This is a genomic window from Corallococcus caeni (assembly GCF_036245865.1).
Taxonomy (GTDB): Bacteria; Myxococcota; Myxococcia; order Myxococcales; family Myxococcaceae; genus Corallococcus; species Corallococcus caeni.
This window is the reverse complement of the sequence record NZ_BTTW01000014.1, coordinates 59,352-71,992: the sequence shown is the minus strand read 5'-3', so window position 1 is coordinate 71,992 and position 12,641 is coordinate 59,352. Positions and strand designations below refer to the sequence as shown.

The 12,641-nt window shown below is 69.7% G+C and carries 9 protein-coding genes; 3 read left to right on the top strand and 6 right to left on the bottom strand.

The window, feature by feature from the left end; genetic code table 11:
* Positions 1 to 13: 13 nt before the first annotated feature.
* Both AABA78_RS37545 and AABA78_RS37540 read right to left on the bottom strand, forming a co-directional pair.
* Positions 14 to 841 carry a hypothetical protein gene (locus tag AABA78_RS37545; RefSeq protein ID WP_338270321.1) on the bottom strand — a complete coding sequence of 276 codons (828 nt, stop codon included), beginning with the start codon at positions 839 to 841 and terminating at the stop codon, positions 14 to 16.
* Positions 842 to 883: 42 nt separating this feature from the next.
* Complete coding sequence (locus AABA78_RS37540; protein WP_338270320.1) at positions 884 to 1,609, bottom strand: hypothetical protein; 726 nt, start codon at positions 1,607 to 1,609, stop codon at positions 884 to 886.
* A 138-nt stretch (positions 1,610 to 1,747) separates the two neighbouring features.
* On the opposite strand from AABA78_RS37540, the gene AABA78_RS37535 reads away from it, so the two are divergent.
* A complete protein-coding gene (locus AABA78_RS37535) occupies positions 1,748 to 3,391 on the top strand; it encodes a sigma 54-interacting transcriptional regulator (protein ID WP_370469506.1) in 1,644 nt (547 codons plus the stop codon).
* 377 nt (positions 3,392 to 3,768) lie between these two features.
* A complete protein-coding gene (locus AABA78_RS37530) occupies positions 3,769 to 4,248 on the top strand; it encodes a hypothetical protein (protein ID WP_338270318.1) in 480 nt (159 codons plus the stop codon).
* A gap of 70 nt (positions 4,249 to 4,318) precedes the next feature.
* Here the strand turns inward: AABA78_RS37530 and AABA78_RS37525 are convergent, their stop codons facing one another.
* Positions 4,319 to 7,957, bottom strand: a complete 3,639-nt coding sequence (locus AABA78_RS37525) for a protein kinase domain-containing protein (RefSeq protein WP_338270317.1) — start codon at positions 7,955 to 7,957, stop codon at positions 4,319 to 4,321.
* Positions 7,958 to 8,181: 224 nt separating this feature from the next.
* On the opposite strand from AABA78_RS37525, the gene AABA78_RS37520 reads away from it, so the two are divergent.
* Positions 8,182 to 8,550 carry a hypothetical protein gene (locus tag AABA78_RS37520; RefSeq protein ID WP_338270316.1) on the top strand — a complete coding sequence of 123 codons (369 nt, stop codon included), beginning with the start codon at positions 8,182 to 8,184 and terminating at the stop codon, positions 8,548 to 8,550.
* A gap of 83 nt (positions 8,551 to 8,633) precedes the next feature.
* Here the strand turns inward: AABA78_RS37520 and AABA78_RS37515 are convergent, their stop codons facing one another.
* The 3 genes from AABA78_RS37515 to AABA78_RS37505 all read right to left on the bottom strand — a co-directional run bounded on the left by AABA78_RS37515 (position 8,634) and on the right by AABA78_RS37505 (position 12,634).
* Positions 8,634 to 10,223 (bottom strand): endo alpha-1,4 polygalactosaminidase, encoded by a 1,590-nt coding sequence (locus tag AABA78_RS37515; RefSeq protein ID WP_338270315.1) that lies wholly within the window; start codon positions 10,221 to 10,223, stop codon positions 8,634 to 8,636.
* 195 nt (positions 10,224 to 10,418) lie between these two features.
* The gene (locus AABA78_RS37510) at positions 10,419 to 11,570 is read right to left on the bottom strand and encodes a TIGR03118 family protein (RefSeq protein WP_338270314.1); all 1,152 of its coding nucleotides are present in this window, start codon (positions 11,568 to 11,570) and stop codon (positions 10,419 to 10,421) included.
* A gap of 152 nt (positions 11,571 to 11,722) precedes the next feature.
* A complete protein-coding gene (locus AABA78_RS37505; RefSeq protein ID WP_338270313.1) occupies positions 11,723 to 12,634 on the bottom strand; it encodes a LysR family transcriptional regulator in 912 nt (303 codons plus the stop codon).
* Positions 12,635 to 12,641: the final 7 nt, after the last annotated feature.

Below are 12,641 nucleotides of genomic sequence, written 5' to 3'. Positions count from 1 at the left end.
CGGGGATTGAGCGTCATTGTTTTTTGGATGGGGCAGGGACGATGGCGGGAGCGGGTTTCACAGGGCGCTGACGAGGTCTCAGGGGGCCCGTTTGGACAATCAGCAGCGGGACGAGGTCCGACCCGGCCGGGATCGTCCGCGCCCAGCTCTTGCCTCTCAAATCCCAACCGGTATTGAGATCGAATGAGATCTCACGCGTCGGCGCGTCGCTGAAATCCATCAGGACCCCGGGGCCGCACGAGCGCCGGAGCGGGGTCCCCGGCTCGATCGGGACCGTGGAGAACATCAAGAGCACCCGCTTCACGGGGACCAGGAGCTGGAGCCCGTTTCCGTAGAGGGGAAAGGCCGCGATGGGAGCGGAGGCGCCCCCTGACCTCAGGGAGAGGCCGCAGGTGAGCGGCGCCTGCGTTTGATTCACGATGGAGAGGGCCCCCTGCACTCCGTCATCGACGACCTGCCCAAGGCCTTGGGGCGTCTGGACCTGAAGCGTCTGGCCCGGCGTGATGCCGTACGCGGCGCTGGCGTTGACCGTGGGCGACGGAGCGGCCGCATGAAGCGAGACATAGGCCTGCCATTGCTCCTGCCATGAAAGGGTCGTGGTGAGCGAATAGTCACGCAGCTGGAACCAGACCAGCGGCACCGCTGCCTGATCCGTGCCGCCGACGGCCATGAAGCCATAGAGAAAGGTGCCGGATTCCGCCAGCCCCCTGACGGTGTCTTCGCTCAACGTGAGGGTGACCCGGTAGGGGCTGGCCGGAACCGCCAGCGCGTCCGGGCCGCACATCAGGACGGCCAGCGCCGCGAGGTGGAGCCCCATGTGGATGAGAGTTCGCTCCTGCATGGGACCCCTTCCTCGTGCCTGACCCGAGGCTCGGACCGCTGCCTACGCCACGAGCTTCTGGCTGATGGCGGTGACGGTGCTGCTGGAGATGAGGAGCGGAACGAGGTCCGTCTGGGGCGCGACGCTGCTGGCCCACGAGCCGCCGCCCCAGCTCCAGCCGTTGTTGATGTCGAACGAGATGACCCGCTGCGGCGCCCCCGTCAGATCCGCCAGGATGCCCTGGCTGTAGGCCTTGTAGATGACCGTGCCGGTGTTGATCTGCTGCGTGGCGAACATCAGGAGGCAGCGCTCGATGGGAGCCATGACGTCCGCACCGGTGCCGTAGAGCGGGAAGGCGCACAGGGGCGTGCTGATGGACGCGCCGTCGTCGATGCTCTGCACCTGCGAGATACCGCACGTGAACTGCTTGGGCGGGGTCGTCTGGTTGACGATGGAGATGGCGCCCGGCGTGCCGCCCTGGATGACCTGCCCGATGCCGCTCTGGCCGGTGACATTCAGGGTCTGCTTCAGGTCGATGTTGTACGCCGCGCTCGCGGAGATCTGACCGTTGGGGATGATGGCGTTGGAGGAGGTGTAGGCCTGGTACTGCTCCTGCCACTGGATGACCGTGCTCTGGGAGTACGCCTGCGACTGGAACCAGACGAGCGGCGCCCCGCCCTTCATCGCGGTGCTCACGCCCTTGAAGCCATACAGGTAGTACCCGCCGTCCGTCAGCGCGGTGAGGGTCTCATCGCTCATCTTGATGCTGATCTGGTAATTGGTCGCCATGGATTGGTTCTCCGGGTAGGATACCCTTGCAAGGGTATGGGGTTGTTCAAGAGCGCCTTGACTTCGTCTCGTGCGCTCCGACGTCAGGCATAAGCACGCGACATGCCAGCCCCGGGTGGGTGAGGTACATTCGCGCCAATGCCTCGTCCCGGTGCTCGCGATCCCCAGGCCCCCGTCGCCACGGCGGATGTCTCCACGGCCGCCGAATCGATGCCGCGGGGACAGCGCTCCGCCGCGCGCCCCATCCCGGCGTTGACGCTCGTCTCGCATCCCACGGCCGCGCGCATCGGGGAGCGGCTGTTGCTCCAGGGCCTCCTCGCCGGGAGGGAGGTCGCGCTCTCGCGCAATGCCCCGGACTTCACCCGCCCGGGTGAGCCGCTGGGGCTGCCGCTGGGCGACCCCTTCCTGAGCCGCAAGCCCGTCCTGTTCGTGCCGGTGGGAGAAGGCGTCCGCGTCGTCCCGGGAGACGAAGGCCGCTGCACCTGCGCGGGCGAGCCGCTCCACGGCGGCCGCGAGTTCGGCCCCGAGGAGCTCGCGCGGGGCGTCCCGCTCGAGTTCTCCGGGCGCACCGTGCTGCTGCTGCACCTGGCCCCGCCGCCCGAAGCGCACGCCCCCGCCTCCCTGGGCATGGTGGGACAGAGCGCGGCCCTCCATGGCCTGCGCCGGCACATCGAGCGCGTGGCCGACGTGGACGTGCCCGTGCTCATCCGCGGCGAGACGGGGGCGGGCAAGGAGCTGGTCGCCCAGGCCCTCCATGCGCGGAGCCGGCGCGGCGGCCCGTTCATCAGCGTCAACCTGGGCGCCATCCCCAAGGAGCTGGCCGCCGCGGAGCTCTTCGGCAGCGTCCGGGGCGCCTTCACCGGCGCCCAGCGCGACCGCGAGGGCTTCTTCCGCGCCGCCCAGGGAGGCACCCTCTTCCTCGACGAGGTGGGCGAGGCGTCCCCGGAGGTGCAGGTCATGCTCCTCCGGGTGCTGGAGACCGGGGAGATGTACCCGGTGGGGGCCAGCCGGCCCGTGGCCACGGACGTCCGCCTGGTGGCCGCCACGGACGCGGACCTGGAAGCGCAGATCGCCGACGGCCGTTTCCGGGCCCCGCTCCTCCACCGGCTGGCCGGCTACGAGCTCCGGATCCCGCCCCTGCGCGAGCGCCGGGAGGACATCGGCCCGCTGTTCCTCCACTTCGCCCGCCAGGAGCTGGAGGCGCTGGGAGAGGCCCACCTCCTCACCCCGAGCGACCCCTACGCCCCGCCCTGGGTGCCGGCGGCGCTGGCGGTGCGCCTGCTGCTGTATCCCTGGCCGGGGAACATCCGCCAGCTGCGCAACGTGGCCAAGCAGCTCGTCATCGGCAGCCGGGGCCAGTCCTTCCTGGAGCTGGACGCGCGCCTCGCCCAGGAGCTGCGGCTTCCTCAAACCGCCCCGCACCGGACGCCCCTACCCGGAGCCCCCGCTCCCACTCCCGCTCCTGCTCCAGAGCCCGAGGCCGCGGCGCGCCGCAAGTCCACGGAGGTGGGCGAGGAGGAGCTGCTCGCGGCCCTGCGCGCGCACGACTGGGACGTCAAGAAGGCCGCCCACCACCTGGGCGTCGCCCGCTCCTCCATCTACGACCTCATCGAGCGCAGCTCCAGCATCCGCCTGGCCGGCGACCTGAGCGTGGAGGAGCTCACCCTCTGCTTCCACGCATGCGGGGGCAACCTGGATGAGATGGTGCGGCGCCTGGAGGTCTCCAAACGGGCCTTGAACCGGCGCGTCAAGGAGCTGGGGCTGGTCCCGAAGGACGCCTGAACCGACGGCGGCACGTCGGCGACATGTCGCGAGGCGTGCTGCTTCACCGCGAGTCCGGCCTCACAGACTCCATGCGTGACAAGCCCATGGGACGCAGGGGGTTGCATGGTTGGCATCCTGCTTGAAATGCCAGACGTCACCCCCGGAATCCTCCCGGGTAGGAACTGGAGAACGTCATGTCAAGCGGCAACCCCCACAGCATCACGCCCGACAGCCGTGCGCCTGACTCGAAGACGGGCAACGGGACCATCGACCCTTCCAGCAACAGCTCCAAACCCTGACCTGCTTCAGGGAAGTCCGGCAGGGTTCAGGCTCGGCAACACCCATCGAAGGCACCTGAACAGTCGGGGTATTGCGCCCCGTGTTCACAGCGCCGCATGAAGCAGCGCAAGTCGCAGACCATACCCCAGGGGGAACACATCATGAGTGCCGACAGTCAGCTGCTCCTCGGAAAGCTCTACAAGCCCACGGATTCCGACGTCGTCTATTACTACGACCTCATCAACGCCAATTTGCAACTGCGCCAGATCATAAGCGCTGACGTCCTGAATGGCGTGTTCAATGCGGTGATCCACTCGTCGGCCACATTGGATCCCCTCATCGCGAGCGCCAATACGGGCGCCCCCCTCGTCGAGGGGAGTTTCCTCGCCACGGACGAGACAGCGGACACCGTTTACCTCATCGACAAGCCCGACGGGACGGTCAAGAAGCGGGCGATCTCGAGCATTGATGTGCTCGAAGCACGCAGCTTCAAGGAAGCCTCCATCATGACCGTGCCCTTCCTGCTGCTGGCGGGGGTTCAAGACGGTGTCGATATCGTCAATGGCTTCAACGACGACGGCACACCCGTCCCGTAGCGCGCTACGTTCATGACGTGACCCGCCAGGCCGTTACGCGACTTCCCTGAACGGGGTTGGCGTTCACGGCTCAGGGGCCGACGCCAGGACGCCGCGCCGCGGTGAGCACGCCTCCCCATTCGTAATCCAGGTTCGGATTGCGCTGGAGCGCCTGGGCGAGCTCCTCCAATGCAAGACGCCGCCAGTGTTCGGATTCCCCGGCACTGGCGGTGTCTGCCCATTCCAGACGCAAGCTGGCACGCAGGGCCTGGGCCACGGGCCAGTCAGGACGGGCCTTCAGGGCCTGCTCCGCCAGCTCCAGCCCTCGCTGGAGCCACGGGCCGGCCTCCCCGCCCTCGCGCGGCTTCCGCTCCGCCTGGTGGCGGTAGAAGAGCCCGGCCTCCAGGCGGTACTCCGGCTCGTCCGGTGAGAGCGTGATGGCCTTCTCGAAGGACGTCGCCACCTCCTCCAGTGCTCCGGCCCGCAGCGCCCCGCGTTGCTCGTTCCAGCGGACTTCAATCGCTTTCGCCTTGCCCAGCTGGAGCCACATCTCCGCGTCTTGCGGATTCTTCTCCAGCGCGGCGCGCAGCTCCTTCAGGGCGCGTGTCAGTTCGGCCCCGGGATCGCGCCCGTGGTCCAATTCGAAGCGGGCCTGGATGACGTACACCGTGCCCAGCAATCCCCGCAGCCAGGCGGCCCCCGGCATCCGCTCCAGGCCCTGCCGCAGCGGCTGCTCCGCCTCGCGCCCGCTCGGGCGGGGATCCTCCCCTCGCGCGAGCATGTAGGTGCAGCGTCGGACGAGCATCGAGCCCAGGTTCGCATACGCGAAGCCCTGCCCCGGCGCGACCGCCATGGCCTGCGCATAGGCGGCCCGCGCCTCGTCCAGCACGGGAAGCGGATCCGCGCCCCGGTTCCACGCATCATCGGCCCGGAGCATCAGCACACCGCCCACCCCGTTGTGGAGGTTGGGAATCCTCGGGTTGATGGCGATCCCCCGCCGGTACTGCTCCAGGGCGAGCGCCAGCTCGGGGCGTGGGTCCTCACCGCGATTCCTTCGCCGGCGGGCCCGCTGCGCGTGGACCTCGCCCGCGTAGAAGTACGGCACCATGTGCTCGGGGTTGAGGGCCCGGGCCTTCTCGAGCGCGTGAAGGGCCTTCTCCAGATCCGCGTCCGCCTCCGCGTTGTGCGGCAGGGACGCGCGGGTGAAGAGCGCGCTGCCCAGGTTGATCCAATCCTCGGGGATGCGGTCGTCGAGCGCGATGGCCGCCTCGTAGGCGCGGATGGCCTTGTCGCGGCTGCCCTGGGAGTCCGCCCCCACCTGGTCCTCGTAGTCCGCCCAGGTCTTGAAGACGAGGCCGTAGTCTCCGTGGAAGCCCCGGTCCCGGTCCGCCGCGGGAATGCTCTCGAACAACGCGGCGGACTTCGCGAGCAGCTCGCGGGGGTCCTCGCCCTTCTCGATGCGGTAGCGCGCCTGGAGCCAGACGCTCCGCGCCAGGTAGAGCGTGGCCTCCGAACGCGTGGGCTCCACCGTCCTCGCGCGCTGCGCGGTATCCATCGCCTTCGCGAGCGGCTCCGTCCCGTCCTCTCCCCGGGTGAGCAGGTGCTCGGCCAGCCGGTGATGGACGCGGGTCATCCGCACCAGGCACGCGGCGTCCTCCGGGACCACGGTGAGACAGCGCGAGAGCGCATCCAGGGCCCGCTGGTAGGGGGGCATCACGTCCCCCTTCCCATACAGCTCCATCACCATCGCATCGGACTCGAGCCGGGCCAGGGACCGGTACACGGCGGGCTCGCTCTCCGCCGCCGCGGCGGCAGCGGCGTAGGCCTTCCGGCCGGCCTCGAAGTCCGTGCGCGCGCCCTCGGGGTCCCCTCCGTTCCAGCGCTTGAAGGCCCGGGCCTCCAGGAGGTCCCCACGCAGCATGGGCAGCTCATGGAACCACGGCAGCCGGAGCCGGGCCCCCTCCAGCAGGGCCAGGGCCTCGTCGAAGCGGCCTTCGTAGAAGGCAACCAGCGCGGCCACGTACTCCACCGACGGCACCTGGGCGCCCTCGCTCTGCTTGAGCCAGGCGAGCGCCGGGTCCCGGTACAGGCGCTCCGCGTCGCGCGTGGAGGCCTCGCGGAGCCGGGGATCGCGGATCCGCTGCGCCTCCAGCAGCTGCTGCTGGTACTGCCGCCCCGTCACGAGGGCGAGCGCGTACGCGGCCCGGGGCTCGTGGAAGCCGTGACGCCAAGCGGACTCGAGCAACTCGCGGGCCCGCGGTTCGTCCCCTAGCGCCAGGTGGCCGCGCCCCAGCGCGTAGTGCCCGGGGCCCAGGGCGCGTGGCCCGGCGCGGGCAATCTCCGCCTCCAGCTCCGCCATGCGCGCCTGGAGGGCCTTGCGGTCCTCGCGGGTGTCGTGCAGACGGGAGAGCGCGGAGTAGCGCACCATGGCCTCAAGGTGCTCGACCAGCTCGGTGAAGCGCTGGGCAATCCGCTCGCGCTCGGCGGCCTCGCGGCGCTCCAGCGCGCCCCAGCCCAGGGCCACCGACACGGCGACCAGCGCGGCGGCGCTCACGGAGGCCAGGAGCCGGTGCTTGCGCAACCGCTTGCGCAGGGCATACCCGTAGCCGGTGCGCGCCAGCACGGGCTCGCCGGAGAGGAAGCGCTCCAGGTCCTCCGCGAGCGCGCGCGCCGAGTCGTACCGGGCGGAGCGGTCCTTCTCCAGGCACTTGAGGGTGACGGCCTCCAGATCCGGCGGCAGGCCCGGCTCCAGCAGCCGCGGCGGTCGCGGCTCCGTGGTGGGGATGTTGTTGAGCACCTCCAGGCCGTTGGCCCCCGGGATGGGGACCTGCCCGGTGAGGAGGAAGTAGAGGCTGGCGCCCAGGCTGTAGACGTCCGCGCGGCGGTCGAGCCGGCTCACCTCTCCGCGCGCCTGCTCCGGGGCCATGTAGTGGGGCGTGCCCAGCACCGCGCCGGTGGCCGTCACGGACTCGTTCCAGTCTCGCGCCAGGCCGAAGTCCATCACGTAGGGCCGGGGCGGGCCGTCCTCGGCGCGCTCGACCATGATGTTGGAGGGCTTGATGTCCCGGTGGATGAGCCCCACGCGGTGGGCCTCGTGCACCCCCAGGGCGGCCTCGCGCATCACCAGGGCCTTCTGCTCGACGGTGAGCGAGCCCACCAGGGCGCTCAGCGGCTGACCGTCGATGTACTGCATGGCGATGAAGACCTTCCCGTCGACGTGACCGACCTCGTACACCTGGCACACGCGTTCGTGACGCACCTTGGCCTGGGCACGCGCCTCGGAGAGGAAGCGGCGGGTCAGGGCCTCGTCGTCGTCCCGGACGAACTTGAGGGCCACGTGGCGGCGCAGCCGGGGATCCACCGCCAGGAACACGCGCCCCATGCCGCCCTGTCCCAGGAACCGCACGGACTGGTAGCGCTCCCACCCCGGGACGGGGAAGGCCGGGGCGCTGGCCTGTCGCGGCGCCAGGGCCCGGAGGCCCGGGGGCCCGTCGAGGCTGGCGGTCTCGTCTTCAGGGGAGCCCCCCATGGGCTGGGGCCCTGCCGGGGTGGCGCCGTCCTTCAGCAGTGACTGGAGCGTCTCCTCGGACACCACGCCCCGCTCGCGCAGCAGCTCCAGCGGGCGGCGTTGGCGCCGCCGGGCCTCCTCCAGCAGGGCCTCCGCGTGTTCTCGCGGCAGGAGGCCCTCGTCGATGGCGAGCCAGATTTCCTTCTCATCATCGCGGGTCATCGGCGGGGGGACCTCGTGAAGAGGGCCCTGAGTATGACGCGAGCCCTGAACGGACGCGAAGAGCGCTCCCGGCGAGGAGCGGGTCGGCATGCCGCCGACATGTCGCCGGAGGGGACCGCGGCGGCCGCGGTCATACAGGCCTCCTCGGCGCTCAGCCCGGCATCACGGTTGAATGGGAGGGACGGGCGCCCCGCGACGCGTCCGGGGCAAATTGGGAGAACCGCATGTCATTCAAGCTGGACATCGTCGTCGACTTCGCCGCCGGCAGCAGCACGAAACCCATCAACGTGCCGGAATGCTCGGCCCCGCTGAACGGCGGGCTCACCGCCCTGGTGTTCCTCCCCAAGGGCTTCACGCCACCGGACCTGACGCTGCAGCCTCCCCTCCGGCTCGCCTCCAAGACCGTGACGGTGGATGAGAGGGGCGATACCGTCTGCTTCTACGTGTTCTACGTCCCGCCCAACGTGTCGCTGGGGGATTGCTTCGACTACAGCTTCAGCACCTCGGACGGCCCGGTAAGAAGGGAGACCCGGTCCGCCAACGGGACGATTGATGTCTCCGCCGGGGATGTGGACCCGTCGCCGTCGAAGTAGCGCCTCGGGGACGCGGCACGCCGCCGACGTGCCGCGCCCGTTCAGGGAGGCCAGGACGGGAAGACCGCCCCGGCCCGCCCGCGCTACCAGCAGGCGAACTGGACGTTGTCATACCGCACCGACGCGGTGCTGAAGACCAGGGTGCGCAGGTCTCCCTGGACGAAGCCGCTCTCACCGCAGGCACAGGTCGTCCCCGTCCCCGTGCAGTTCGTCCAGTTGGTGGTGTCCCCGCCCGAGTCCACGCGGTACTCGGCGTTGAAGACCGCCTTGTTCTTGTTCGTGAACCAGGTCTTGTACGCACCGCACTCGTTGTACTTCTGGCACTCCTCGTTGATGGCGAAGTCGAAGGAGTCCGCGAGCGAGGCGACCTGATCCACGTCGTTCTTGAGCGCGATGCCCAGGCACAGCGAGTGGGCGGTGGTGGCGAGCCACCGGTTGTAGTCGAGCTGGTGGGACGCCGTGAGGCCCCAGCAGGCCTGGTCGGTGCAGCTGATCTCATCGTCGTGCGAGTAGCCGTCGACGTTGTCCGGCTCCACCGCGTCGCAGCCCTTGCTCCGCGCCAACTGCATGCGTGACGTCATCACCGTCCGCACCGCCTGCTTGCGGTGATCCAACCACCACTCACAGCCGCCGCCGCTCGTGCACCAGTCCCCCAGGATGTGGACGGACTGGGCGCAGTTCTCCCCGGGCGTGCAGTACGTGTCCTGCGGGAACTGGCTCGCGTCCTCGCGCCAGTCCTCGTAGGTGCCGGCGCTGAAGTAGCAGACGACCTTCTTCCCGGCGGTCTTGTACTCCTGGATCTTCGCGCTGGAGGTGTTGAAGAGATCCACGACGTAGACCTGCGCGTTGAGGTTCGTGGGGATGGCGTTGTGCTCCAGGTCCCACATCCAGGTGGTGCCCCTGGGGAAAGCCGCCACCGTGCAGGCCGAACCCTGGCCACAGACGTTCGCGGTGCCGCCACCGCCGCAGGTGTCCGGGCTCTGGCAGGTGCCGCAGCTGGTGACCGTGCGCGCCTGGCCGCAGTTGTCGGTGCCGCTCACCTGCCCGCAGTTCGCGCCCAGCCGCGAGCAGAAGGCCGCGTCGGTTTCAGCCGTGCACGTCGTGCCGATGTCCCAGGACACCTGGAGCCGGAGGCTGTCGAGCTGAGCTGCGTCCGTGCCCGCGCCCTTGACGATGCGCGCGCGGATGTCACCGGTGCTCGAGACGAAGTTCGCGGCCACCTCCGTGGCGGGCAGGTTGAGCGTCAGGGCCGGGGTCCACACCCAGTCACCGCGCCCCTGGGAGTTGGCGAGCGTGACCCAGCTGGAGGTCGTGAACCGGTAGAGCTGCCACTGGTAGTAGGACGTGGCCACCCCGGGCCCCTGGTACTTCGTCAGCACCTGGAGCTGGGTGACTTGCGCGGGGGTGGGCGCGGCCTGGGTCAGGCTGGAGAGCTTGAAGGTCAGGAAGCCCGTGTAGCTGGGGCTGAACTCGATGTACTGCGCATAGCAGTCGGCGTACGCGCCCACCGTGCAGTTCGAGCTGTTTGTCTTGAGCACGGCCATCCCGCCGCTCTTGCCGGACGCATCCGTGTTCGTCAGCGTGCTCGCGGAAGCGAAGTCGATGGCCTCCGTGCCCGTCAGGGCCTGCGCCTGGGCCTCCGGCTCCCGCGCGTCCTCCGCCTCCAATGGCATGCATCCCGTGGCAAGCAAGGCAAGACACGAGGACAGCCAGGCAATCCATTTCGGCATCACTCCTCCAGGGTGAGGGGTGCGCCTATCACATGGAGCCCGCCACGGGTGCAATGCCAGAGCGCCCCCGAAGGCGCGCCCGGGACATGATTCCCCGGGCGCGTTCCAAGGACCTCCGCGGTCCCAACCGCTCGCGGCTCAGCGCATGGGACGGAACGGGACGCGGGTCGCGCCCGTGGTGGCCACGTCGAGGCGGCCGTAGAGGCCCTGGGACTCATCCGCCGGACCCGCGGTGAAGAACAGCGTGTTGCTGGGCTGGTTCTGAACGCCATTGCCGAAGCCGAGCGCCCACAGGCCGTCAATCATGACCGGCTTCCCGTCGGTGCCCTGAAGCTGGGCATCGAAGGCTCCCGTCGCGACATCATAGGCGTTGAGGGTGCCGTCGCCGAAGTTCCCCACCAGCAGCCGCCCCGCGAACCGCCCGAAGCTGGCGGGCGCCACGGCCATCCCCCACGGAGCGTTCAGGTTGCCCGCGGAAATCAGCCGACGGATCAACCGCCCGTTCGCATCGAAGACGTTGACGTAGCCCAGGCCCGGGCCGTGCACGTCGTCCTCGCGGTTCTCATCCTGCTGCGCATAGCTCACGTAGAGGTCGCCGTGGATGTTCTGGATGCCGAACGGCGCGAAGCCGGCAGGCAGGTTCGGGTCCGTGAAGTTCCCACTGAGCGTGGCGGGCGCGAACTTGTTGTCGAAGACATCCACCCGCCCGTTGTGGAAGTCGGTCGCGTAGAGGTAGGTGGCGGTGCCGTTGCTCGCCAGGGCGGCCCCTTTGTAGATCGCGCCCTTGCCGGAGTTGTCCACCGTGAGGATGGCGTTGGATGCGGCGGCGCTGGGAGACCAGCCGGCCACCGCGCCCTGCTCCGTGACGAAGATGAAGCGAGCAGGGCCACTGGCGCTGCCCTGGGAGACCACGAAGCCCTCGGAGCCATTGAACACGACGCCGGTGGGGCTCGCGGGAGCCATGGCTCCCGTGGGCACCGGGATGGTGACCACGAGCGACTGCGCGTTCCCATCCCCGTCGTAGAGCGTTGAAACCCCCGTCCCGTTGTCGGCCACCCAGGCGACGCCAAACGGGTTGAAGGCAAGCCCCCAGCTGTTGACCAGGTTGGGATCCGCATGCTCCGCGGCCGTGGCCCCGTTGGAGACCAGGTTCCGCTGGACATAGGAATTGGGAAGCGTGTCAGGCGCCTGGGCGATGGCCACTCCAGGCAACCCCACCACGGCAAGCGACAGCCCGACCACATATCCGCCACACCGCAGCCCCAGTTCACGAATCGACGTTGTTCTCATGTTCCCCCCTCGGTTTCGTGTTTCTGTGACCTTCTCTTCTGGCTAAAGCCTGAGAAGCGTTGGCCCGTGCCGCAACAGGCCCTGCTGCGCTGGGAAATGACCGCCATTCCACATTGACCAACGCCAACACCCGGGCCGGCATCCCATGCCTGTCACCCGGCCAGGACCGCGCTCCGGACCAGCTCGCGGAAGTAGCGCGCGGCCGGGTCGGCGTGGGTGCGGTCATGCCAGCACATAGCCAGCTTGACGATGTGCGCTGGGAACGGCGCGTTGACGCCGCGCACGCCCAGCCGCGCGCCCTGCGCGGCGACGAGTGACTCCGGCAGCGTCGCGACGAGGTCGGTCGCGGCCACGATGGCGGCGGCCGTCAGGAAGGAAGGCACCGTGATGACGACCTCGCGGCGGAGGTCCGCGCGTGCGTAGGCGGCGCCGACGAGGTCCCGGAAGCCCTTGCCCGGCACCATCTCCACGCCCACGTGCCGGAGCGTGCCGAGCGCGCGCGGTGACAGGCGCTTCTGAAGCGCGGGGTGGCCTTCGCGGGCCACGAGGACGGTGCGCTCGTCCAGCAGCGGCTCGACGTGCAGGCCCGCGCCCCGCCCGGCGAGGCCGATGTGCAGGTCGACCTGGGACGAGGTCAGGTCGCCGAGCGCGACGAGCGAAGCGATGCCCACCACGGAGAGGCGCGCGTTCGGCAGCGCCTCGGCCATCCGGGCCGCGATTCGCGGTCCCCAGGTGACCTGACCCGCATCGGCGACGGCGAGGGTGAAGGTGCGCGTGCAGCGGGCTGGCTCGAACGGGGCCTCGTGAAGCCCGGACTCCAGCTCCCGCAGGCCACGCGCGATGGCGGGGGCGAGCGCGAGTGCCCGAGGCGTGGGCACAATGCCGCGGCCCTTGCGCGTCACCAGCGGGTCCCCCAGCACGGAGCGGAGACGCGCGAGGCTGTTGCTGACGGCGGACGGCGTGACGTGGAGCCGCTCGGCCGCGCGCACCACGCTGCGCTCGGTGAGGACGGTGTGGAGCACCAGGAGGAGGTTGAGGTCCAGGGCCGCGATCGAAATGCTCACGGTTGGT

What these genes read in the sequence shown, in the direction of transcription:
- AABA78_RS37545 (WP_338270321.1), bottom strand. Translation starts at nt 841, where the DNA reads ATGCAGGAGCGAACTCTCATCCACATGGGGCTCCACCTCGCGGCGCTG.
- AABA78_RS37540 (WP_338270320.1), bottom strand. Translation starts at nt 1,609, where the DNA reads ATGGCGACCAATTACCAGATCAGCATCAAGATGAGCGATGAGACCCTC.
- AABA78_RS37535 (WP_370469506.1), top strand. Translation starts at nt 1,748, where the DNA reads ATGCCTCGTCCCGGTGCTCGCGATCCCCAGGCCCCCGTCGCCACGGCG.
- AABA78_RS37530 (WP_338270318.1), top strand. Translation starts at nt 3,769, where the DNA reads ATGAAGCAGCGCAAGTCGCAGACCATACCCCAGGGGGAACACATCATG.
- AABA78_RS37525 (WP_338270317.1), bottom strand. Translation starts at nt 7,957, where the DNA reads ATGACCCGCGATGATGAGAAGGAAATCTGGCTCGCCATCGACGAGGGC.
- AABA78_RS37520 (WP_338270316.1), top strand. Translation starts at nt 8,182, where the DNA reads ATGTCATTCAAGCTGGACATCGTCGTCGACTTCGCCGCCGGCAGCAGC.
- AABA78_RS37515 (WP_338270315.1), bottom strand. Translation starts at nt 10,223, where the DNA reads ATGCCATTGGAGGCGGAGGACGCGCGGGAGCCGGAGGCCCAGGCGCAG.
- AABA78_RS37510 (WP_338270314.1), bottom strand. Translation starts at nt 11,570, where the DNA reads ATGAGAACAACGTCGATTCGTGAACTGGGGCTGCGGTGTGGCGGATAT.